Genomic DNA, 22992 nt, shown 5'->3' with positions numbered 1-22992 from the left:
GGGTGTTCCCTTCTCTGCGGTGTGCGACGGCGGGGGAGTCCCGCACGGGGGTGTCCGGATATCCTCCAACCCTGCTATTTCTGGCGCTTCAGGCCCTCATCGATAGTGCTGAGCAGCCCTTCCCAAGACTTGTCGAACTTCTCCAGACCTTCAGTCTCCAACGCGTCGACCACGGAACGGTAGCTGATCCCGGCGGCGGAGATGCCGTCGAGGACTCGATTGGACTCCACGTAGGTGTCTGTCATCGTGTCTCCGTCCACTTCACCGTGATCGGCCAACGCGTCAAGTGTCTTTTCCGGCATGGTGTTGACCACCCCGGCCGCGGCCAGCTCAGTCACGTAGAGGGTATCGGAGAGGCTGGGGTCTTTGGTGCCCGTCGAGGCCAGCAACAGGCGTTGCGGTCTGCCTCCCCGTTCTGCCAAGAGTCGCCACCGTTCGGAGCTGAATGACTCAGAGGCGATTTGGTGCGCCAGCCGAGCGTTGGCAATGGCGGCCTTCGACTTCAGCTTCTCCGTGCCGGGTTTGCCCTCCTCGGCTGCCAGTTCCAGTCTTTTGTCAACCTCGCTGTCCACCCGGGAGACGAAGAAGCTCGCCACGGAGTGAATCTTGGAGATGTCAAGGCCGTCAGTGTGTGCCTTCTCCAGTCCGAGCATGAATGCGTTGATGACAGCACGGTAGCGCTCCAAGGAGAACACCAGGGTGACATTGACGCTGATCCCCTCAGAGATCACTGCGGCGATAGCCTCGATGCCCTCGACGGTGGCCGGGATCTTAATCATGACGTTCTCGCGTCCGACGGCTTCATAGAGGCGTTTGGCCTCGGCGATGGTGGCGTCGGCGTCACGGGCCATGCGCGGATCCACCTCGATGGAGACTCGTCCGTCTACGCCGTTGGTGGCCCCGTAGGTCCCTGCGAATACATCGCATGCTTCCCGCACGTCCGATGTGGTGATCTCAAAGACGGCTTGCTCGGCGTCGGCACCCTTTTCGGCCAGTTCGGCCAATTGCTGCTCGTAGGCATCCCCGGAGCCCACGGCTGATTCGAAGATTGTTGGGTTGGTGGTCACCCCGACTACATGGTGGGTCTCGATGAGACTCGCCAGAGAGCCGGAGTTGAGCCGATCTCGGGAGAGGTCGTCCAGCCAAATAGAGACTCCCACATCGGAGAGCGCCTTAGTGCGGGGGTTGCCGATTGTGGAATGGGATTCGGCTGTCATGATGTGCTCCTTGGTCAGAAGGTCGTGAAAGTTTAGTTCTTCGCCGCGCTGATGGAGTCTTCGGCCGCAGCCGTCACTGCTTCGGCAGTGATGCCGAACTGCTCGTAGAGCTCCTTGTAGTCGGCCGAACCGCCGAAGTGATCCAGGCCCACAATCCGCCCGGCGTCGCCGACGTATGGGTACCAGCTCATCGGGTGCGCAGCTTCCACCGCCACTCGAGCCTTCACAGAAGCCGGGAGTACGGACTCCCGGTAGGCGGAGTCCTGATCGGCGAACCACTCGAGGCAGGGAGCGGACACGACGCGGGCGGCGATGCCCTTGGCAGCGAGATTCTCCCGGGCCTGCACGGCAAGGGAGACTTCGGAACCGGTACCGATGAGGATGACATCCGGGGCTGCGACGGCCCCGTCGCGGACTGACTCTGCCAGCACGTAGGCTCCGTGGGCGGCGCCTTCGACCGTGCCGAACTCTTCTGCCGTGGCTTCACCGTCCCCGCGCGCGAAAGTCGGCACACCCTGTCGGGTCAGGGCGATGCCTGCGGGCCGGTCGGCGCGTTTGAGGATCTCGCGCCAGACTACCGCCACCTCATTGGCATCGGCCGGGCGGGTGACGTCCAGGCCGGGGATCGCCCGCAGGCTGGCAAGCTGCTCGACCGGTTGGTGGGTGGGACCATCCTCACCTAAGCCGATGGAATCGTGAGTCCACACAAAGATTGAGCCGACGCCCATCAGCGCTGCCAGACGTACGGCTGGTCGCTGGTAGTCGGAGAAAATTAGGAAAGTGCCGTTGTAGGTGCGCAGCGGGACTGAGAGCTGGATCCCGTTGGTGATCGCTGCAGCGGCATGTTCCCGCACGCCGAAGTGGAGATTCCGACCGAAGGGCTGCGCGGAGAACTTGCCCGTGGACCAGCTCTGCGGCCCGAAAGAGTCTTCGCCGGCGATCAGCGTGTTGTTCGAACCCGCCAGGTCCGCTGAACCGCCCCACAGCTCCGGGAGGATAGGTGCGACGGCGTTGAGCACTTTGCCTGAGGCCGCGCGGGTGGCGACGGCTTCGCCGCCTGGGAAGACGGGCAGTCGATCCTCCCAACCCGGTGGCAGTTCTCCGGCGACCAGCCGGTCGAACAGTGCGGCAGAATCGCTGTGCTTCTCACGCCACGCTGCGTAGCTCTTGTCCCATTCGGCACGGGCCTCAGCGCTGCGTTCACCGATACGGCGCGCGTGGGTGATGATCTCGTCATCGACGTGGAAATGCTGGTCAGGGTCGAAGCCGAGTATTTCCTTTGTAGCGACCAGCTCCTCCTCGCCGAGCTTGGAGCCGTGGATCCCTCCGGTGTTCTGCTTGCCGGGGGACGGCCAACCGATCACAGTGCGCAGTGCGATCAGCGAGGGCTTGGACGTCTCTGCTTTGGCGGCGGTCAGGGCCCTGTTCAGCTCATCAATGTCCTCCGCGTAGTTACCCGTCTTCAACCAGTCAACACGCTGCACGTGCCAGCCGTAGGCTTCATAACGGGCCATGACATCCTCGGTGAAGGCGATGTCGGTGTCGTCCTCAATGGAGATCTTATTGTCGTCCCATACGACGTTGAGGTTCCCCAGCTGCTGATGACCGGCCAAGGAGGAGGCCTCCGAGGTTACGCCCTCCTGCAGGTCCCCGTCGGAAGCGATCACCCACACGTTGTGATCGAAAGGAGAGGTGCCCGGTTCAGCCTCAGGGTCCAAGAGTCCGCGCAATCGGCGTTGGCCGTACGCGAAGCCGACCGAGGAGGCCAACCCTTGACCCAGCGGACCTGTGGTGATCTCCACACCGTCTGTGTGACCGTACTCTGGGTGCCCCGGCGTCAGGGACCCCCAGGTGCGCAGAGCTTGGATATCTTCCAACTCAAGTCCGTACCCGGAGAAGTAAAGCTGCAGATAGAGAGTCAGGCTGGAGTGTCCGGGGGAGAGGATGAACCGGTCCCGGCCGATCCACTCGGGATCCGACGGATCGTGGCGCATGACCTTCTGGAACAGTAGGTAAGCTGCTGGCGCCAGCGACATCGCAGTACCGGGATGGCCCGAGCCGACTTTCTCGACGGCGTCGGCAGCGAGCACCCGCAGAGTGTCCACGGCCTTCTTGTCGAGGTCGGTGAAGATTTCGGTCACGGTGAGTGTCCTCCAAAGCGGTGATGTGTCTCTGAGTGGGGCTGAAGTAGGAGGCACGCCCTTGTGCCGCGTCTCACTCCACCATACCGGCGGGAGCGGATTTCGTCGCTTCCACGTCCAAGCCGACTGCGTAGGCAACCAATCCCATATGGCGATGACTGATCACTAGATCAGCGCGCTCTACCAGGGCTGGCTTAGCACAGAAGGCTACCCCCACACCTGCCCCCTTCACCATATCCGCATCATTGGCCCCATCGCCCACGGCGACCACATTCTGAACAGGTGTGCCACTGCGCTGGCTCCACTCCAACATGCGCTGCAGCTTCGCCTCAGGACCAACGATGTGTCCCACAGTTTGGCCCGTGAGACGGCCGTCGACGACCTCAAGAGTGTTGGCATCAAAGTCGGTGAGACCGAGCTCTGTCGCTAGAGGTTCAAGAATCTGCCGGAAGCCCCCAGAGACCGCGTAGACCGGCCAGTGTCGCCGCTGCCAGGTGCTGATGACTTCGCGGACACCGGCTGTCGCCGTCAGAGCAGCCGAGGTCTCATGAAGCACTGTGTCCCGCAGGCCAGCCAGAGTCTCGACTCGCGCGTACAGGCTCTGCGTGAAGTCGAGCTCCCCGCGCATGGCGCTTTCTGTGACTTTGGCCACTTCTTCGGCTGCCCCGGCGAAACCAGCCAACAGATCGATCACCTCTTGATCGATCAGCGTGGAGTCCACGTCCATGATCAGCATCATGTCTCCCTTGGGTCGCTGGCCTGAGGGTAGAACGGTAGTGGTGACAGCGCGGCTGCCCAGCTTCTCAGCGGCGTCGTCGAGCAGCGAACTGATCAGTTGGGTGCCGAAAGTGTCATCGGAGTCGCCCAGTTCCAAGGACCACCTGACAGCACGCACGGGCCCGGACCTTGTCTGGAATTCGGTCGATTCAGCGTGGTGCACACTCCCGCGGCGGTCAAACTCGGCGGTGAGAGAACGGATGAGGGCTCCGTCGGGCTCCTCGGCGGCGAGCATGGCAACGGTCCCGGAAGGCAGATCAGTCATAACGCGTCTCAGCCTATAACCGCCAAGCCGGTTCGGTAGGGTTGGGCGCATGAGTCCCGTGCTGAATCTTTCCGGTGTGACCGTGCGCCGTGGTCGCAAGCTGCTCCTCGACGAAGTCGACTTCGGGATTGCGGAGGGTCAGCGCTGGGTGATCCTCGGCCCCAACGGAGCCGGCAAGACCACGCTGCTGCAGATCGCTTCTGCCCGATTGTTCCCCACGGCCGGCAGTGCCCAGATTCTCGACGAGACATTGGGCGGGGTCGACGTCTTCGAGCTGCGTCCGCGCATCGGCCTCTGCTCGAACTCGGTGGCGCATACGCTGCCTGGCCGCGAAACCGCGCTCAACGTGGTGGTCACCGCCGCCTATGGCGTCACCGGGAGGTGGCACGAAGAGTACGAAAAGCTTGATGAGCGTCGGGCGTTCGAGCTGCTCAACGACTGGGGGGTGGGCACAGTGTTCGATCGACCCTTTGCCACGCTCAGCGAGGGGGAGCGAAAGCGGGTGCAGATCGCCAGAGCTTTGATGACTGACCCTGAGCTGTTGCTGCTGGATGAGCCCGGCGCGGGGCTGGATTTAGCGGGTCGTGAGGCCCTGGTGGCGCGGACCTCAGCGTTGGTGGAGGACGAGTCTGCTCCGGCAACGGTGCTCGTAACCCACCACCTGGAGGAAATCCCTCCCGGCTTCACCCACGTGCTGTTGCTGCGTGAGGGGCAGGTGGTCTCAGCGGGTCCCATCGCCGATACACTCACCTCGGAGAATCTCAGTGCCACTTTCGACATGCCGCTGAAGCTGACGGAGCGTGAAGGCCGCTTCAGCGCCTTCATGAAGAGCTGACGCTTTGGAGGCGCTGCTTGAGTTCGAACTGCACGGTCTAGGCGCAGGACTCCTGCTGCTGATTCTGGTCGCTGCGATCTGGGCCGGCGCCATCAATACGGTGGTCGGCTCAGGAACCCTGGTGACATTTCCTGTGTTGGTCGCAATGGGCGTGCCGCCGGTTTCCGCCACGGTCTCGAATGCCATGGGGCTGATCGCGGGGAACTTCACCGGCGCTTGGGGATATCGGCGTGAAATCGTGCAGGTCAGATCGGTCCTTGGCCGGTTGATTCCCGCGTCCTTCCTCGGCGGTGTCATAGGCGCCACGCTCCTCATCACACTTCCTGAGGAGGTCTTTGGCACCGTCGCACCGGTGCTGATCGTCGTCTCACTGGTCATGGTCATCGCCCAGCCGAAATTGGCGGCTTGGGTCAGACGCAGAGCAGTGGAACGCACTGACGACCCCGATCCGCGCACCCCACAGCCGGAAGATGATGCGGAGACGGTGGCACGCAAGGCTGCCGACTCTGTCGGTTGGCCGCTGATTCTCCTGGTCTTCTTAGCTGGAATCTACGGCGGGTACTTCGTGGCCGCTCAGGGAATTCTGCTGATGGGGATCATGGGTATCCTGCTTGCGGCCACGCTTCAGCAGGCAAATGGGGTCAAGAACCTCCTGGTGGCCTTCGTGAACCTCACCGCCGCGATCAGCTACGTCGTGGTGGACTACCTCATTCGCGAGCCGGACGATCGGGTAATTCTCTGGGGAGTGGTGGCTATCATCGCCGTCGGCTCCACCGTTGGGGGCTTTATCGGCGCCTGGGTGGGTCGTCGCCTGTCCCCAGTGGTGCTGCGCTCTGTGATCATTGCACTCGGGCTGCTGGCGCTGGGTGTCATGCTCCGGAACCTTTTGATCGGTTGATCAGCTCGGTTCAGGATGCCTCTTCGGGGCTGACCGTCAGCTGAGTCTTCCAGGGATCCTCAAAGCGCAGTGCGCGACCATCGTCAGTGAATGCGACCTGGAAGTGCCGGAGTCTTTCGGCGAGAGCCTCCACATCTGCCCTGGTGGGGGTCAGCATGCGGACATCGCCCAGTCCCAGGGTGGCGGCGCGGGGGCCCGCTCCGGCGCTGTTCCAGGTGTTGAGCCCCAGGTGATGGTGATACCCGCCAGCTGAGACGAAGAGCGCAGAGCTTCCCATCGCGAAGGTCGTATCCAGGCCCAGGATGTCTGTGTAGAAGTGCTCTGCGGTGGGGATGTCGCCGACCTGTAGGTGCACGTGACCGATGGCTGCGGTGGTTCCGCCCTCGCTCAAGTCGGGGCTGTACCACTGGGTCAGGTACTCCCTGGGGCTCAATGGGTTGGACGCCATGCGGATCAGTGTGCCGGGGCCGGTCGGCCATTGACTCCGTGGCTTGTCGCGGTAAAGCTCAATCCCGTTGCCCTCCGGATCAGCGAAGTAGAAAGCTTCGCTGACCAGGTGGTCCGCAGCACCCTGATAGAGCTTTCCGGCGTTTTCGGCCATGGAGGCGAGGGCTGCCGCCAGCCGGGTCTGATCCTCGAAGACGATCGCAGTGTGGAACAACCCGGCTCCATAGCGGTCACGCCCAGGGAGGTGCTTCTCCTGCTTGAGCACGACCATGGGGCGGGCCCCGCGGCCCATCGTGGCAGTGTCGCCGGACTGGTCCAGGACATCGAGGGTGACAGCATCATGGTAGAACGCGGTCATGGCGTCGAGGTCGTGGACGAGCAGCTCAACGGTGTCCATACGTGTCTCGGCGGCCGCCGCCCCGGGTGTTGGGACAGTTTCAGGGGCCCAGGTCGGTGCTTGCATGGGGTTCCTTCGATCAAGTGCGGCAGCGGGGGAGTCGGGGGAGAGAAATCCAAGCCGCCCCATTTTAGTTGTGGGAGCAAGTAATTAAAGTGTCCCACATTTTAGTTCAAGCTACAAGTAAGGGAGATGACTTCTGGCGTTCCTGGTCGCTGGCCAGAAGCGGACAGGACAGTGGATGTCTTGCGTTGGGGGATGCCCGAGGCGGAACGCAGCAGGGCCCCCTCCCAGATTTCCCAGGAGAGGGCCCTGCTGTGCTGACTTCGGCTAACTGAAACGCAAGACTTGCATTCCATGTTCAGCCTGTGCGCGGAGGGGGACTTGAACCCCCACCCTCATTAATAGAGGACTAGCACCTCAAGCTAGCGCGTCTACCTATTCCGCCACCCGCGCAGGGTGCCTGCCTCAACGTGAAGCCAAGAGAGCTTAGCACGTCGGCAGGCTGAGTCAGAAACTCTTATTTCTTGCCACCGAAACCGGCGAAGCGCTTGTTGAACTTGTCCACACGGCCGGCGGAGTCCATGATGCGCTGCTTACCAGTGTAGAAGGGGTGCGAGGCTGCGGAAACCTCGACGTCAATGACCGGGTAAGTGTTGCCATCCTCCCACTCCATGGTCTTCTCGCTGGTAGCGGTGGTGCGTGTCAGCACCTTCTCGCCGGAGGAGAGATCATTGAAGATCACCGGCTGGTAGGTCGGGTGAATATCAGGTTTCATGCTCGAGTTCCTTTTCATACGCCGCTGGTTTTTGCCAGAAGCTGGGAAAATAAAGATCATAGGCCGCTGAACGGCCAACACTCGATCCTACCCTAAGCTGTGCTGCGGTGCCACACAGACCCTGCCGCTGTGTAGGACGATAAGGTGACGTTATGGAGAGTAATGTCGTTGACTTCTGCCGTGACCTGATTCGAATCGACACCTCCAATTGGGGTGAGGGCAAGTCGAACGGAGAACGTGAGGCTGCGGAGTACTGCGCTGAGATTATGCGCCGGGCTGGACTCGAACCGGAGCTCTTTGAGAAGGTCCCGGGTCGGACCAGCGTCGTCGCCCGTATGAAGGGAACTGACAAGGACGCGGGGGCGCTGGTAGTTCACGGCCACCTGGACGTAGTCCCCGCCCAAGCCGCCGACTGGCAAGTTGATCCCTTCTCAGCCGAACTCGTTGATGGGCTCATCTGGGGCCGCGGCGCGGTCGACATGAAAGACATGGACGCGATGATCTTGGCTTCAATGCTGCAGATGGCTCAAGACGGACACCGCCCCAAACGTGACCTCATCTTCGCCTTCTTCGCCGACGAAGAGGACAACGGGGCGTACGGCGCGCGGTGGTTGACTGATGCCCACCCGGAGCTCTTCGACGGGGCCACCGAGGCGATCAGCGAAGTGGGAGGGTTCTCCGCCGATATCGCTGGCACCCGGGCCTATCTCATCCAGACGGCGGAGAAGGGCATCCACTGGACCAAAATGACCGCCCATGGCACAGCAGGCCACGGCTCCGCCATCCACCAAGACAACCCGGTGGTGCACCTCGCCGAAGCTGTCGCAGCAATCGGCGCACACGAGTGGCCGCTCGACTACACCAAGACCACGCGCGCTCTGTTCGAACAGCTCTCCGAGATCACAGGCATACCGTTCGATCCGGAAGATCCCTCACCGCTCATTGAAGCGTCCGGGTCTGCGGGCAAGTTTATCGCCGCCACTCTGCGCAACACGTCCAATCCCACGCTGCTCGAGGCTGGTTATAAGCACAACGTGGTTCCAGGTCAGGCTCAGGCGCTTGTGGATGCTCGCACGCTGCCGGAGCAGGATGAGAAGGTCGCCTCCACGCTGCGCGGACTGGCCGGTGAGAAAGTCGAGTTTGAGCTCATGAACGAGGGTCCTGCCCTCGAGGTGCCATTTTCCGGAACCCTTGTCGAGCAGATGGTCCAATCGCTTAAGGACGAAGACCCCGACGCCGTAGTGCTGCCCTACATGCTCGGCGGTGGGACCGACAACAAACACCTGGCGAAGCTGGGAATCACCGGTTACGGGTTTGCGCCGCTGCAACTTCCGGCGGACTTGGACTTCACCGGAATGTTCCATGGGGTCGACGAGCGTGTTCCTGTCGCAGCGCTGGAATTCGGCGTCCGCGTGCTGCACCGCTTCCTGCTGGAGCAGTGAGCGCTCAGAATGTGCGCCGGACACGGATCACGCGACGGCGAAGCCAGTACTTCCTCACGCCACCGGTGTACAGTGCGGACCGGCGCAGCTCCCAACGGCCATACTCGGCATAGTCAATTACCCGACGCCTGACCTCAGCCAGTGACTCACGCGGCTGGCACGTCAGGACAAGGTACTCCCACCCGCGGCCGTCGTCGTCCGCAGCGGTGTACCGGCTCATCGCGGAGGCATGGGTCTGCTCTGCCATCAGAACCACTCTAGAACACCCGTCAAGAGGGCTACCGCTGAGGGCTGGGACGTTGATACTGTGGCCGTATGAACCTCGATCCGCGCATCGCTCTCAACGCGCTCAGCAACGCACTTGAGGAACACCTCTCAGCAGCAGTCAATCGCCGGGGCGAGGACGATCCTTCGGTCGAAACGGCGTTCTACAACATCTCCGATGCATTCGAAGCCTATGAAGATGCCCTCTTCGCCTCCACGGGTGAAGTGACCCCGTTGGATCTGTACGACGAAGACTCCGACGACGGCGACGACATACTCGAGGACGACGACGACCTCGAGGAGGACGTCGAAGAGGACTAACCTCCTGCTGTGCACATTCCGCCGCATGGCGCTGTGAGCGGTGCCTGCCTCCACGCTCCATTGGAATTATCAACCTCTCCTCGGAGTTGACCGGTGGTGGAGTCACCCGCCTGTGAAAGGAACATTTGCGTGAGATCGTGGAGCGCCCCCACCGTGCCTGCCCTGCCACCTGTGCCTGAAAGCCTGGAGCTCTATGACACACCCCGGGGGGCAACGGTCAGCACCACCTCTACGCAGGGCATCGCCTCGCTCTACGTCTGCGGTATCACCCCGTACGATGCCACGCACCTGGGTCATGCCAACACGTACGTCCACTTCGACATCCTGGTCCGGTATTGGCGAGCCTGCGGGCTCGACGTGCAGTACGTTCAAAACGTCACGGATATCGACGATCCTCTACTGGAGCGTGCCACCGAGACACACGTCGACTGGCGCGAGCTCGCCGAGTCGCAGACCCAGTTGTTCCGTGAGGACATGACCGCGCTGGGGGTCATACCTCCGGACCACTTTGTGGGTGCGGTCGAGATGATCCCAGCTGTGGTGGAGGACGTCGAGCAGCTCCTCGTCCGAGAATTGGCCTATCCGGTGCCTGCAGCAGATGCTGTCGGTGACGACTACTACTTCGATGTCTCCGCCGCAGAGCAGAGTACCGGTTGGCGACTGGGAAGCATCGGGGCCTACGATCGCTCTGCCATGGAGGAGCTTTTTCCGCAACGCGGGGGAGACCCCGACCGGCCCGGAAAGCGGGACCCGCTCGATCCGCTGCTCTGGCGTGCGGCCCGCGACGGTGAACCTCAGTGGCCAGGCGGCCAGCTTGGGGAGGGCCGCCCCGGCTGGCACATCGAATGTTCTGTGATTGCGCGGCGTCATCTTCCAGCACCTTTCACCGTCCAAGGCGGGGGTTCTGATCTGCGTTTTCCCCACCACGAGTTTTCCGCAGCACACGCCACCGCTGCCGACGGCAAGCCCTTGGCGGAGGGATACATGCACACCGGAATGGTGGGTCTCACTGGTGAGAAGATGTCCAAGTCACGGGGCAATCTGGTTCTGGTGTCTCAGCTGCGCGCGCGGGGAACCGATCCACAGGTCATCCGTGTACTCATCCTCTCCAATCATTGGCGAGTGGACTGGTCCTACACCGAGACAGCTTTGAAAGCAGCCGGTGACCGCCTTGCCAGTTGGCAATCAGCGCTGCAGGACACAGCCGAGCAGCCCGGCCACTCCGCCTCGCCGGGAGACCTCCAATATGCCCTCATGAGCGCTTTGGCCGGTGACCTCAACTCTCCAGCTGCTTTAGATACACTCGATCTCTGGGCCGCAGGCCATCTGGCGGCAAGTGCTTCCGCCACTGAGGTCCGCGAGGTCGTTCTGGCCCTGCTGGGCATCGATCTGGCGGTGTGAGCCTGGCCTACCAGACCGAGCTCACGGAGACCACTCAGCTCTCCGGGGGTTTTCGGCGCCGCAGGTAGCGTTCGAACTCTTCGGCGATCGCGTCGCCGGAAGCTTCCGGCAGGTTCGTGGTGTCGGTGGCTTCTTCGAGGCGCTTCACGTAATCCGCGATCTCCGCGTCCTCCTCAGCCAGGTCATCGACACCTCGCTCCCACGCCGCGGCGTCTTCAGAGATCTCCTCTGCCTGCTGTGGGTCCAGGGGCACACCCAGAAGTTCCTCGAGCTTCCGCATGAGGGCCAGTTGGGCCTTCGGTGAGGGCGCCTGTCCTACGTAATGCGGCACTGCAGCCCACAGGGAGAGTGACGGGATACCCGCTTGAAAGGCGGTGTGCGCTAAGACGCCGACGATTCCGACCGGGCCCTCGTATGTCGGTTCATCGATATCCAGCAGATCCTGGATCTCGGCGTCCTCGGAAGAGAACGAGGCTGGAATGGGCCGGGTGTGCGGCACGTCCGCCAGAAGCGCGCCGACAAGAACCACTGCGGCTACGTGGTGTTCCGCCGCCTTGGTCAGCAGCTCAGCGGTGTAGGCTCGCCATCGGAAGCTGGGCTCGACTCCGTGCACGAAAAGCAGGTCGAACTCCCCGGATGCTGGGGAGGCGTGCAATATGGTGGTGGAGGGCCAGATGATCTCGCGCCCAGTGGGATTGCGCGCAATCTTGGGTCGAGAAAACTGGAAGTCGTAGTACTCCTCATCGGTGAGCTTCTCCACGAGCTCCGCTCCCAAAGCTTGTGCAACTGTGCGCACGGCAGTGGAGGCGGCGCCGCCGGCGTCGTTCCAGCCCTCGAAAGCCAGCACCATCAATGTGGGGCGGCTGGGACTCTCCGCACCATTTGTCGCGGTTTTCCGCAGATGGGCAGCAAGCACCTCGGAGCGATCAATCCGCTCAACAGGAGCGTCGGGATCCTCTGAACCGGATGCTTGATTGTCCTCACTCACATTTCTCACAGTACTGGCAAGCCACAGCTGGTGGAAGCGTACGATGGTGAGCATGTCAGAATTGCAGGCCGTTTTCTGGGACATGGACGGCACACTGGTGGACACAGAACCTTACTGGATCGAATCTCAGTACAGGCTCGTCACAGAGCATGGGGGCACGTGGGACGAGGAAAAGGCTCACCACCTGGTGGGCCAGGCTCTCACCTACTCCGCATCGGTGCTCCAAGACGCCGGAGTCCAGATGGGGGTCCGGGAGATCATTGACCATCTCACGGCTCAAGTCGTCAACCGTTGCGCTGAACGGATTCCCTGGCGTCCTGGTGCACGAGATCTGCTTCAGGAGCTGCACCGTGAGCGCGTGCGAAGTGCGATGGTGACAATGAGCTTCACGCCACTGGCTCGGGCTATCGCGGATGCTCTGCCGACCGGTCAACTGGAGTTTGTGGTCACCGGTGACATGGTCTCAGCGGGCAAGCCAGATCCGGAGGCGTACCACCTGGCCTTCGACACTATGGCAGCCAATCATGAGGTTCGCACCGGGGCGCCCCTGCGTCGCCAGAAGTGCCTGGCGATCGAAGACTCGGTTCCCGGCACTGCCGCAGCAGCCGCGTCCGGGTTGGTGACGGTCGCCGTTCCGCACTATTCACCGTTGCCGGCAACCGGCCAGTGGCACCTGCTGGAGACACTTGCCGGCACCGGGCTTGCTGACCTGCAGGAGCTGCTGGTTCGTGAACCTTCTCCGGCCGTCGCATGATCGGGAACGCACCGATCGGTAAGCACATGCGCACCGGACTGCTGAAATCGGGGCAGCGTGTCCAACTCACGGACTACAAGGGTCGCAAATCAACCATCACTCTCCACGAGGGAGGCGAATGGCACACGCATCGCGGAGTCCTCCACCATGACAAGCTCATCTCCCAGCCAGAGGGCATCGTGGTGGAGAACAGTGCGGGCTACCGCTATCAGGTGCTGCGCCCGCTGCTGAATGACTACGTGCTCTCCATGCCGCGTGGAGCCACGGTGGTCTACCCGAAGGACTCCGCCCAGATCATCCAGGTTGCTGATATCTTCCCCGGTGCCCATGTGATGGAGGCCGGTGTCGGCTCCGGAGCGCTGAGCCTCTCTCTGCTGCGTGCCACAGGTGATTTCGGCACGCTCAATTCGTATGAACTCAGAGAGGAGTTCGCCGATATCGCTCGCAGCAATGTAGAAGCGTTCTTCGGCGAGCCGCACCCGGGATGGAAGATACACGTCGGTGACGCCGGGCAGAAATCCCTTGAGGTGGAGCAGCCAGGAGGCGTGGATCGCGTCGTGCTCGATATGTTGACTCCATGGAAATGCCTCACCGCAGTCCGGACCGTCCTGGCCCCGGGAGGCGTGTGGGTCAGCTACGTGGCAACCGTGACACAGCTCTCTCGGCTGACCGAAGAAATCAGGCGCTCCGGCGGCTTCACCGAGCCCGAGGCGCACGAAACTATGCTGCGCACCTGGCACCTTGACGGCCTTGCGGTGCGCCCTGACCATCGAATGGTCGCACACACCGGATTCCTGCTTTCCACTCGGCGGCTCGCTGATGACCAGCTTCCCCTGGAGCTTAAGAAGCGGGAGAAGGTCTCCGAACCTGCCGGTGAGGACACGCAGGCGTGGGCGGGAACCAATGACGATGAGACGTGGGATGAAGAGACTCTTCAGACTCGCATGGTATCCAGGAAGAAGGCTCGTAAGGCAGCAGCCAACTCCCTCAAGCACGCCGAAGCAGCCAAGGAGGTTGTGAATGACGAGTGAGACTCCTACAGATACTGCGGAGCTGCGCGGCAAGCTCGACCAAGCCCACCGGCTGATCGACCACCTCCGGCAGCGCCAGCGAAGTCTGGAACAGCAGCTGCAGAGCGCAGGGAGAAGCAACGACCGCCTGACCGGTCTGCTCGAGGCCACACGCGGCCAGATAGATCAACTCAAACAAGCGCTTGAAGCCGACGGCCAGCCCCCGTTCACCTTCGCGACCGTGATTGCTTACCGGGAACAGAGAGAGCGCACGGAAGGACGCGAGATCGACGCCGCCACCGCGCCCGGCTGTGATGTCCTTCACTCCGGACGGAAACTGCGAGTCTCGGTCTCTCCACTGATCCGCCCGGAGGAGGTCACCTCGGGCAGTGAGGTCCTGCTCAACGAGAACTACACCGTCATCGCAGTCCTTGACCCGGAGGGAACTGGAGAGATCGCCCGGGTCAAAGAGATCCTGCCGGACGGCAGACTGGTCATCCTCGCCAGGGGGGAGGAAGAGCGGGTGGTGAAGCTGTCGTCCGCGGCGGCCAGCCAAGCCCCAGAGGGGGAGAAACCCGTACGAGTTGGCGACACTGTCGTCGTTGACCTGCGCACCGGCACGGCTACGGAAGTAGTCCCACTCTCCGATGTCGAAGATGTGGTGTTGGAGGAGACCCCGGATATTTCATACGGAGATATCGGAGGTCTCGCTGAACAGATCGAACAGATCCGTGACGCTGTAGAACTGCCATTCCTGCATGCCGACCTCTTCCGCGAACACGGCCTGCGCGCGCCCAAGGGCATACTGCTCTATGGGCCACCCGGTTGCGGCAAGACCATGATCGCCAAGGCTGTGGCCACCTCACTGGCAGCGGGCGAGGAATCGGCCGCGTACTTCCTTAACATCAAGGGGCCCGAGCTGCTGAACAAATACGTAGGAGAAACTGAGCGGCACATCCGAGTGATCTTTGCCCGAGCCCGTGAGCGAGCCTCAGCAGGGTCCCCGGTCGTGGTGTTCTTCGACGAGATGGAGGCACTCTTCCGCACCCGCGGCACAGGGGTCTCCTCCGACGTTGAGACGACGATTGTCCCCCAGCTGCTGGCCGAGATAGACGGCGTGGAGTCCCTGGAGAACGTGATCGTCATCGGCGCGTCCAACAGGGAAGACATGATCGATCCCGCCATCCTCAGACCGGGACGACTCGACGTGAAGATCCGTGTCCAGCGCCCAAGCGCTGAAGGGGCACGCGAAATACTCCGGATCCACCTCGGAGACTCGGTTCCGCTGCGGTCGGCGCTCATCGAAGAGTACGGGAGCCGAGAGGCACTTCGGGTTGCACTGATCGAAACCACAGTCTCCCAACTCTACCCCGCGCATGCCGGCTTCATGTCTGGCGCGGTATTGAGCAATATCGTTGACCGCACCAAAAAACTGGCCATCAAGGAGTACCTGGCGCGAGCTGAAGAGGAGAACTTCAAGGGCATTACCCAGAAACACCTCGATGCCGCCATCCAGCAGGAATTGGCCGAACAGCGAGATATGATCGCCGGGCTGAGGATCACCGAGTCGGCGCCCGGACCCGCGGCGCCCTCAGGAAACGGTCCCGCAGCATGAGTGCCCGACGTCTGATCGGAATGGAGACCGAGTATGGAATCCATGCTCCGGCAAATCCCCGAGCCAGCCACGTGAGCCTTTCCATAGAGCTGATCAATGCTTATGCGGCACATGTTACTGAATCCGGGGGAGCGGTGGCAGGTACGGAGTGGGACTATCAGTCAGAGTCTCCGCTCGTGGACGCCAGAGGGTGGGTGCTGCCCCGGTCGGCAGCCCACCCCACTCAGCTCACTGACACCACAGAGGCCGTCAGCTACGCCGCCGAGCAGGAGCCTGGCTCCGGAGCAGTACGGGATGCTCTGGGCAATATTTCAGGCGGAGACCCCAGCCCAGCCGATTCAGCCGAGCGGGGTTATCACCCGCCAGGCTCGGATCATTGGCGAGGCGACTTCTACCGGATGGAGGCAGGCCAGCCCCAGATGCTGATGAATTTGGTACTAGGCAACGGTGCCAGATTCTACGTAGATCACGCGCATCCCGAATACTCTGCCCCCGAGACCGTAGGCGCCAAACGGGCGGTGCTCTACGACGTCGCCGGTGACGTCATTGCCCGAGCAGCGGCCCAGCGGCTCTCTCAGGAACCGGGGGCGCCGGAAGTACTGCTCTATAAGAACAACACAGACAATAAGTCGGTCTCTTACGGCGCGCATGAGAATTATCTGGTACCGCGAGCCGTGCCCTTTGACTCTTTGGTAGAAGGCCTGCTGCCGTTCTTCGCAACTCGTCAGGTTATGTGCGGTGCCGGACGGGTCGGCCTCGGCCAGCGGTCGCAGTCCGCTGGCTTCCAGATCTCGCAGCGGGCCGATTTCTTCGAAGAACAGGTGGGCCTGGAGACCACAGTTCGGCGCCCGATCATCAACACCCGCGATGAGCCGCACGCCAACTTCGACAGCTGGCGCAGGCTGCACGTCATCATCGGAGACGCCAATATGAGTGAATTCTCCGCCTGGCTGCGGGTGGGTACCACCGCACTCGTACTCGACCTCATCGAGTCGGGGAAAGCCCCTGCAATAAGGCTCAACGACCCGGTCCTGGCACTGAAGGAGATCTCTCACGACCCCACTCTCACCTGTACCGTGGCGACAACCCAGGGTCCTCTGACGGCTCTGCAGATTCAGCAGCAATACCTCCAGGCAGCGATCGACCATGCACGTGAAGTCAGCGCTGCTCGACTGCCGCACGCCGCGCCTGACACCGAGACTGCTGAGCTCTTGGAGGCATGGGCTGACCTGCTGACGGACCTCGGCGAAGACATCAGCAGGGCGGGGGACCGCGTGGACTGGGTGGCCAAGTGGAACCTCTTGGAGTCCTACCGACGTCGCGATGGCCTGAGCTGGGACTCTCCGCAGCTCGGCATGATTGATCTTCAGTATCACGACCTGCGGCCTGACAAGGGCCTCTACTACCGCCTGGCTCGTGCTGGGCGCATGCGGCGGCTCTTCACAGAAGAACAGGTTGCCTGGGCAGCATCGCACCCGCCCGAGGAGACCCGCGCCTGGCTGCGTGGGCAACTCATATCTCAACACTCCGAGTCGGTGGCCGGTGCCTCCTGGGATCAGATACTGCTGCGTCCGGATGAGGCCTCACCGGTGGTCAGGCTCCAACTCGCGGACCCGTTCAGCGGCAATCGAGAGCAGACCGAACAGGTGTTGGAGCGAGCTGAGGAACCTGCAGAGCTGGTCCATGGTCTGCAGGACGTGCTGGGCCAGCGGTAGGATAGTCCCATGTCAGCACAGCCGCAGAAACAGCCGTACCGTCACGGTGATGGAGACCAGCCTGAGTCCGCAGACGCCGCACAGGTGCAGGGAAATCCCCAAGCCACCGAACGCGCAGCGGAGCTGGACAGTCTGCTCGACGAGATTGACACGGTGCTGGAAGCGAATGCCGAGGAGTTCGTCAAAGGATTTGTGCAGAAGGGTGGCCAGTAAGGCGTGGATCATCGCGTCTACGGCGTTGAAACGGAGTTCGGACTTACCCATCGGCCTGAGACTGGGCGAGGCCTTCCACCTGACGAGCTGGCACGGTACCTCTTCCGACCTGTGGTGGAGTTCGGCCGAAGCTCCAATATTTTCATCCCGAACGGTTCGCGTCTGTATCTCGACGTCGGTTCCCACCCCGAATATGCCACCGCAGAGTGCGACGACCTGATCGATCTCATCGCTTCGGACCGGGCGGGAGAGAGAGTGATGCATGACCTTGCCGTAGAAGCAGAGGAACGCATCCACCGGGACGGTTTCACCGGGCAGGTCTACGTGCTGAAGAACAATGTTGATTCCGCTGGCAACTCGTACGGAAGTCACGAGAACTACCTCATACCCCGCACGACTCATTTCCGCAGACTCTCAGGAATCCTGTTGCCCTTTCTGGTGACCAGACAGATCATCAGCGGAGCTGGGCGCGTTGTGCCGGCTGAGGACAGCCGTGAGGCGCATTTCGCCTTCTCCCAGCGAGCGGACCACATGTGGGAAGGGATCTCCAGCGCGACCACCAGGTCCCGGCCCATCATCAACACTAGAGATGAGCCACACGCTGACGCGGCCAACCACCGGCGGCTCCACGTGATTGTCGGCGACTCCAATATGTCGACGGCAACGTCACTGCTTCGCTACGGCTCCACTGACCTGGTGCTCAGAATGATCGAAGCTGGGGTCCCCATCGAGGACTTCGAACTGGAGAACCCCATTGCGGCTATCCGCGCCATCAGTCACGACATCACTGGACGGGCCGGGGTGCGCACCCGCAACGGTGAGCAGGTCACAGCTGTGCAGATCCAGCGCGGAATCTTCCAGCGCGTCAGCCGTTTCATCTCCGAGCACGGAGCACACCACGAACACGTCGACCAGATACTCGAGCTCTGGGAACGTGCACTTGAGGCCGTCGAGAGCGGCGATCACAGCCTGATCGACCAGGACATCGACTGGGCGATCAAGAAGCGGCTGGTGGAAGACGTCAGCAACCAGCGGGGATTGGGCATGGACCATCCTCGGTTGGAGCAGATCGATATGGCCTACCACGACGTCAACCCCGACCGCGGACTGTTCCACCTGCTAGTCCGCCGTGGCCGGGCCACCGACTTCGTTACAGATGAACAGGTCACCCGAGCCATGACGACCCCTCCGCCGACTCGAGCAGCTATTCGCGGCGAGTTTCTCTCTACGGCCCGTGTCTACGGTGCAGAGTGCACGGTGGATTGGGTTCACCACAAACTCACCGACCGGCCCCTGGAGGCCATCATGGTTAAAGACCCTTTCGCTCAGCACGATGAGCGTATCGAGTCGCTGTTGGACAGACTCGGAGACAGGAAGAACCACTTGAGAGAGCGCAGCCTCCACGAGCGCATCCAGCAGGGGGTCACCCTTGCGCTCACCGACAAATACTCCCTCGCGCCTGGCACAGTTGTGCCGGAGCCACCACTGATCTGACGAAAGTCAACCGGAGATAGTAGAGTTCCATCCGATGCACATCCATTCCAAAGCCCAAGCCCCGCTCGCCCTTTCAGCCGCTGCGCTCCTGCTGCTGACGGCCTGTGCCGAGGATCCCGGACTTGGCGAATCTGAGGCGCTGGCCGACATAGAGGTGAACCATGACGGCGAGGGCGGAGCCCCCGACGTGGTGATCTACGACGACATCGAAGCCGAAGAAAACTCGTCCTATGTGGTCAATGAAGGTGACGGGGAACAGATCAGCAGCGACTCACTGATGGACTATCAGCTGAGTATTGTTGACCCTTCCACCGGCGAAATTCAGCAGAGTTCCCACGAAGATCCCATCGACCCGTTCATGGCACTGCCCGCATTGGCCGCATCAGATTTTGAGGTGGAACAGTTCTTCGCGGAGGGGCTCAGCGAGGAGGGCGTGACGGTTGGCTCCGATGTTGCCTTCTACCTGGTCCCCGACGCAGAGCAGGGGATTGGCGAGCCGACCATCTACCTCTTTGAGGTACTGGGCCAATCACCTGCCCACGCAGACGGTGAGGAACAGGAGCAGTCTGGTGAGCTGCCGGAGATCGAATCCGAGATCGGCACGGTTCCGGAGCTCGGAGATCACGATCCAGCGGCTGATGCTCCCAATGAGCTCAGCAGTGAAGTCCTGATTGCGGGCGACGGTGAGGAAGTCGCGGAGGACGACTACGTGTTCGTCCAGTATCGTGGCTGGCGCTGGGAGGATGGAGAGGAGTTCGACACCTCCTGGATCACCGAATCTGACTCTGACGAGGACGACGAAGACGACGGTGAATCTGCTGATCCGGGTTCTGCGGGTGAGCCGTTCGGCTTCTCCCTTACCGGCGGCGTGATTGAGGGTTGGCTCGAAGGCATCCCGGGGCACAGTGTCGGCGACCAAGTTCTCCTGGTCATCCCGGAAGATCTTGCCTACGGCGAATCCACCAACGAGGACGGGACAACTGAGGACGGGCAGCCCGGTGGCGCGCTGATCTTCGTGGTCGACATCGCTCGAACTATCGACAATGACACCATGGAGGAGCTTCAGGGTGGTCAGGAGGGACAGCCGGAGCAGGGAGAAGTCCCGCAGCTTGAGTTCAGCGATGAGGACCGCGAACGGCTCGAAGAATTGGCTGAAGAGACCGGCATGACCGCCGAAGAGCTTGAAGGACTCGCCGTGCAGTTCGGCGTCACCTCCATTGAAGAGCTGGAGACGATGTTCGAGCAGATGCCTGAAGATGAGGGCGACGCTGAAGACGCTCCTGACGCAGACGACACCGACGATGAGGATGAGTGACATGTCATTCGGACAACGCAGCTATGATCGCAGCCGCCCGGAGATCGACTTTCCCGGGGAGACCCTGCCGGAGGAACTGGTCATTGAGGAGCTGATTCCCGGCTCCGGCCCGGAGGTGGTCCCTGGTGACCAGGTTTCCTGCCACTATGTGGGCGTGTCGTGGGCTACTGGCGAGGAGTTCGACGCCTCATGGAACAGGGGTGTTCCGCTGGACTTCACCGCAGGCATCGGCCAGGTTATCCAGGGCTGGGACCAGGGGCTGATCGGCATGAAGGAGGGGGGACGGCGTCGTCTTGAAATACCGCCGCACCTAGCTTATGGAGAATCCGGCGCCGGAGGGGCAATTGGGCCCAACGAAACGTTGATCTTCGTGGTGGACCTTGTCCAGGTACAGAAAGCCGACTGACGCCTCAGCGATCATGCAGCTGGATGAGGAGGGCACTGCTGAGGGGGCGCCGCAGACTGCTGCAGCTGAAGACGGCGTGGTCCGGGCACTTTCCCTAGCAAATGCACTGCTGAACCGCCCCGGGGGCCTGACCAGGGAGCAGATCTTCGACAAGATCGAGCTTTACAGAGCGCGCCGAGACGAACGTGACCGGCTCGTAGGAAGTCAGCGCCAACGCGCCGACGACGCTTTGGAGAAGCTCTTCGGCCACGACAAGGAACACCTGAGAAGCTGCGGAATAAAACTCCTCGAGCCCACTGCGGAGGACGATTACCGCTACCGGATCAGTCGGACTCAGTACGGGTTGCCCGACCTGTCTCTGACCAGCCAAGAGCGTTCGGCACTGTACCGCGCCCAGCTGCAATTCGCCCGGAATACCATCGCTGGACTCCAGCATGCCGTGTGGGCCATCGATCCGGAGTACGACGACGCTGCTGGCTCTCCGGCGGCACCGAGGGTCGTTCAGTCCTCGATCGGATCCGACACAGAGGTCGCCCACCTGCTGGATATCTCCAGGATCGGTCTCCGCGCGGCGATCACATTCCGATACACTGGTCGCGGGCGGCGCCAGGCTGAGACTCGGCGAGTGGTGCCGCTGGGAATGGGAGTCCGCGGGCATTGGTATCTCCTGGCTCACGACTTGGACCGAGACGCCCAGCGCACCTTCCGTCTTGATCGAGTCTCCGGGACAATCAGCACACTGCCAGCCGCTTCACTCAGCGAGCCCGAGTCAGTGACTCTTAAGCAGATTACGCGGGGAGGCCGGTACGCCGCCCTGGATGTCGCGGCTGAAGTAGACCGCAACGTCGCGGGGTTCACAGAACACGATGCAGTTGAAGGGGCTCTGCGGGTACACCAAGATGAGGCCCCCGGGACGTTGCCGAAGCTCACGCGCGGCACCTCCAGAAGGCGCCGGGACGACGCGTCCACCAAGACTGAACGAGTCATCAACATGATCGCCCTGCTCCTGACCCGGGGTGGGATCCGGCCCAGCGAACTTCTGGAGAAATACTCCCTGACCCCTGACCAGTTGCTGAGGGATCTGCTCAGCATCAGCCTGGTGACCACGGACCAATATCCTGACACGCTCGACGTTACGCCGTTTCCGCCCCTGAACGACGAGCAGTTCATTACCGAATACCTGACAGCGGACCAGCCGATTGAACTCAGAGCCTCCGGCGGTGCTATGGATAGACCGGTATCCCTCACGAAACCCGGGGCGATGAGCCTGCTGATCGCGCTGAAGAGCCTCATTGAGCTCTGCCCGCCAGGGGACGAGCACATCGCTGCAGCGGCAGAGAGCCTCCAGAGAAAGGTCATGGCAATCGTGCCGGAGCCGATTGCTCACGCCGCGGAGTCCATGTCGCTGGCTCCGCAAGCCGCACACAGAGCTGTGCTGAGAGCCGCTCAGCAGGCCAGCTCCGCCGGTCATGCGGTCGAGCTGGCTTATACCGACATCTCCGGCCGCAGCTCCACGCGGGTGGTCGAACCCGTCCAGGTAGTCCACGACGGGCCGCACACCTACATGCGTGCTTGGTGCCGTCGCGCGCAGGGAGAGCGTTTCTTCCGACTGGATCGGATCGCTGATTTGAAACCCCTGCCCCACGACCCGCAGGGGGAGCGCAGCGCAGCCCTGAGTCTCAGCGATAGCAGCGGACCGCAGGTGCCGGTGACAGCCGATTCCGTATCCGTAGTCCTTCGGTTCTCGCCCAGCGCGGCGGGTCAGGCCTTCCTGTACCACCCGGTGAAGCAGCACACTGAGAAGGTGACGGGAGCGCGAACGATCCTGACGTCTTTCGTCACTAAGGAAGCTGTGATCGGCACATGTCTCAGGGCCGGAGGGGACGTCGAAGTCATTCGACCGGTCGAGCTGCGCGAGGAAGTCGCAGAGCGCGCGCTCGAGCTGTTGGGCCAACAACAGAAGTGAAATGTGTGCCCGCACCGCAGCCGCGGCTACACTAGAGGGGTTCAAGGAAAGGACGTCGTGATGAATATTGCTGGGTGGCAGTGGTTGATTCTGCTGCTGATTCTCTTGCTGCTCTTCGGAGCGACGAAGCTGCCTAAGCTGGCGAGGTCTTTGGGGGAGTCCGCACGGATCTTCAAGTCTGAGGTTAAGACCATGCAGGATAAAGACCAGGATGAGGGTGCCACGGACGCAGAGCCCAGCGCAGTTGAGGGCAAAGTGATAGACCCCACTGCGGATGTGCACGAGAGCCGCGAACGCCGCGACTACTCCTGAGGCTGTGATGACTCTGGCCGA

At 62.0% G+C, this 22992-nt stretch carries 22 protein-coding genes and 1 tRNA gene; 15 read left to right on the top strand and 8 right to left on the bottom strand.

All coding sequences use genetic code 11. The features are described from left to right. Window positions 1-74: 74 nt before the first annotated feature. From tal to serB, 3 genes are all read right to left on the bottom strand, one after another. Window positions 75-1217: a transaldolase gene (gene tal, locus D3250_RS10980; RefSeq protein ID WP_119903418.1), complete on the bottom strand. Its 1143-nt coding sequence runs from the start codon at window positions 1215-1217 to the stop codon at window positions 75-77. A 32-nt stretch (window positions 1218-1249) separates the two neighbouring features. Continuing rightward, window positions 1250-3358: a transketolase gene (tkt, locus tag D3250_RS10975; protein WP_225973288.1), complete on the bottom strand. Its 2109-nt coding sequence runs from the start codon at window positions 3356-3358 to the stop codon at window positions 1250-1252. A 73-nt stretch (window positions 3359-3431) separates the two neighbouring features. Then, window positions 3432-4400 carry a phosphoserine phosphatase SerB gene (gene serB, locus D3250_RS10970; RefSeq protein WP_158583130.1) on the bottom strand — a complete coding sequence of 323 codons (969 nt, stop codon included), beginning with the start codon at window positions 4398-4400 and terminating at the stop codon, window positions 3432-3434. Between the two features lie 49 nt (window positions 4401-4449). Here serB and D3250_RS10965 point away from each other — a divergent pair, with 49 nt between their 5' ends. Then, window positions 4450-5235, top strand: a complete 786-nt coding sequence (locus tag D3250_RS10965; protein ID WP_119903415.1) for an ABC transporter ATP-binding protein — start codon at window positions 4450-4452, stop codon at window positions 5233-5235. Between the two features lie 4 nt (window positions 5236-5239). Beyond that, window positions 5240-6133 (top strand): sulfite exporter TauE/SafE family protein, encoded by an 894-nt coding sequence (locus D3250_RS10960; RefSeq protein ID WP_225973287.1) that lies wholly within the window; start codon window positions 5240-5242, stop codon window positions 6131-6133. 10 nt (window positions 6134-6143) lie between these two features. Here the strand turns inward: D3250_RS10960 and D3250_RS10955 are convergent, their stop codons facing one another. The 3 genes from D3250_RS10955 to D3250_RS10945 form a co-directional block, all read right to left on the bottom strand. After that, the gene (locus D3250_RS10955) at window positions 6144-7043 is read right to left on the bottom strand and encodes a VOC family protein (protein WP_119903414.1); all 900 of its coding nucleotides are present in this window, start codon (window positions 7041-7043) and stop codon (window positions 6144-6146) included. Window positions 7044-7346: 303 nt separating this feature from the next. Then, window positions 7347-7433 (bottom strand) — tRNA-Leu (locus D3250_RS10950). A gap of 64 nt (window positions 7434-7497) precedes the next feature. Beyond that, window positions 7498-7755 carry a type B 50S ribosomal protein L31 gene (locus D3250_RS10945; RefSeq protein ID WP_119903413.1) on the bottom strand — a complete coding sequence of 86 codons (258 nt, stop codon included), beginning with the start codon at window positions 7753-7755 and terminating at the stop codon, window positions 7498-7500. 152 nt (window positions 7756-7907) lie between these two features. Between D3250_RS10945 and D3250_RS10940 the strand changes: the two genes are divergently transcribed. Further along, window positions 7908-9197, top strand: a complete 1290-nt coding sequence (locus D3250_RS10940; protein ID WP_119903412.1) for a M20/M25/M40 family metallo-hydrolase — start codon at window positions 7908-7910, stop codon at window positions 9195-9197. A 4-nt stretch (window positions 9198-9201) separates the two neighbouring features. Here D3250_RS10940 and D3250_RS10935 read toward each other — a convergent pair whose 3' ends face one another. Further along, window positions 9202-9444, bottom strand: coding sequence for a DUF5703 family protein (locus D3250_RS10935; RefSeq protein WP_119903411.1), 243 nt, complete (start codon window positions 9442-9444; stop codon window positions 9202-9204). Between the two features lie 68 nt (window positions 9445-9512). Here D3250_RS10935 and D3250_RS10930 point away from each other — a divergent pair, with 68 nt between their 5' ends. Continuing rightward, a complete protein-coding gene (locus tag D3250_RS10930) occupies window positions 9513-9782 on the top strand; it encodes a hypothetical protein (RefSeq protein ID WP_119903410.1) in 270 nt (89 codons plus the stop codon). 129 nt (window positions 9783-9911) lie between these two features. After that, window positions 9912-11183, top strand: coding sequence for a cysteine--1-D-myo-inosityl 2-amino-2-deoxy-alpha-D-glucopyranoside ligase (gene mshC, locus D3250_RS10925; RefSeq protein WP_119903409.1), 1272 nt, complete (start codon window positions 9912-9914; stop codon window positions 11181-11183). A 34-nt stretch (window positions 11184-11217) separates the two neighbouring features. Here the strand turns inward: mshC and D3250_RS10920 are convergent, their stop codons facing one another. Continuing rightward, window positions 11218-12099 (bottom strand): PAC2 family protein, encoded by an 882-nt coding sequence (locus tag D3250_RS10920; RefSeq protein ID WP_225973312.1) that lies wholly within the window; start codon window positions 12097-12099, stop codon window positions 11218-11220. A gap of 124 nt (window positions 12100-12223) precedes the next feature. Here D3250_RS10920 and D3250_RS10915 point away from each other — a divergent pair, with 124 nt between their 5' ends. From D3250_RS10915 to tatA, 10 genes are read left to right on the top strand one after another with little or no spacing between them, the layout of a single operon-like run. Then, window positions 12224-12925 carry an HAD family hydrolase gene (locus D3250_RS10915; RefSeq protein ID WP_225973286.1) on the top strand — a complete coding sequence of 234 codons (702 nt, stop codon included), beginning with the start codon at window positions 12224-12226 and terminating at the stop codon, window positions 12923-12925. Further along, the gene (locus D3250_RS10910; protein ID WP_119903407.1) at window positions 12922-13956 is read left to right on the top strand and encodes a tRNA (adenine-N1)-methyltransferase; all 1035 of its coding nucleotides are present in this window, start codon (window positions 12922-12924) and stop codon (window positions 13954-13956) included. Before D3250_RS10915 ends, D3250_RS10910 begins: the two co-directional genes overlap by 4 nt. Continuing rightward, window positions 13946-15550, top strand: coding sequence for a proteasome ATPase (arc, locus tag D3250_RS10905; RefSeq protein WP_119903406.1), 1605 nt, complete (start codon window positions 13946-13948; stop codon window positions 15548-15550). Before D3250_RS10910 ends, arc begins: the two co-directional genes overlap by 11 nt. After that, window positions 15547-17265 carry a depupylase/deamidase Dop gene (dop, locus tag D3250_RS10900; RefSeq protein ID WP_119903405.1) on the top strand — a complete coding sequence of 573 codons (1719 nt, stop codon included), beginning with the start codon at window positions 15547-15549 and terminating at the stop codon, window positions 17263-17265. Before arc ends, dop begins: the two co-directional genes overlap by 4 nt. 9 nt (window positions 17266-17274) lie before the next feature. Continuing rightward, the gene (locus tag D3250_RS10895; RefSeq protein ID WP_119903404.1) at window positions 17275-17478 is read left to right on the top strand and encodes a ubiquitin-like protein Pup; all 204 of its coding nucleotides are present in this window, start codon (window positions 17275-17277) and stop codon (window positions 17476-17478) included. Window positions 17479-17481: 3 nt separating this feature from the next. Continuing rightward, window positions 17482-18972, top strand: coding sequence for a Pup--protein ligase (pafA, locus tag D3250_RS10890; protein ID WP_119903403.1), 1491 nt, complete (start codon window positions 17482-17484; stop codon window positions 18970-18972). Between the two features lie 34 nt (window positions 18973-19006). Then, window positions 19007-20287, top strand: a complete 1281-nt coding sequence (locus D3250_RS10885) for an FKBP-type peptidyl-prolyl cis-trans isomerase (protein WP_119903402.1) — start codon at window positions 19007-19009, stop codon at window positions 20285-20287. Between the two features lies 1 nt (window position 20288). Next, window positions 20289-20693: an FKBP-type peptidyl-prolyl cis-trans isomerase gene (locus D3250_RS10880; protein WP_119903401.1), complete on the top strand. Its 405-nt coding sequence runs from the start codon at window positions 20289-20291 to the stop codon at window positions 20691-20693. Further along, window positions 20668-22659 (top strand): helix-turn-helix transcriptional regulator, encoded by a 1992-nt coding sequence (locus tag D3250_RS10875; protein ID WP_147383528.1) that lies wholly within the window; start codon window positions 20668-20670, stop codon window positions 22657-22659. The genes D3250_RS10880 and D3250_RS10875 overlap by 26 nt, the downstream gene beginning before the upstream one ends. Window positions 22660-22719: 60 nt before the next feature. Beyond that, complete coding sequence (gene tatA, locus D3250_RS10870) at window positions 22720-22971, top strand: Sec-independent protein translocase subunit TatA (protein WP_119903399.1); 252 nt, start codon at window positions 22720-22722, stop codon at window positions 22969-22971. Window positions 22972-22992: the final 21 nt, after the last annotated feature.

The organism is Nesterenkonia natronophila, assembly GCF_003595215.1.
GTDB classification, from domain to species: domain Bacteria; phylum Actinomycetota; class Actinomycetes; order Actinomycetales; family Micrococcaceae; genus Nesterenkonia; species Nesterenkonia natronophila.
The sequence above is the reverse complement of the archived record's forward strand: the minus strand, read 5'-3'. Positions and strand labels throughout refer to the sequence as shown.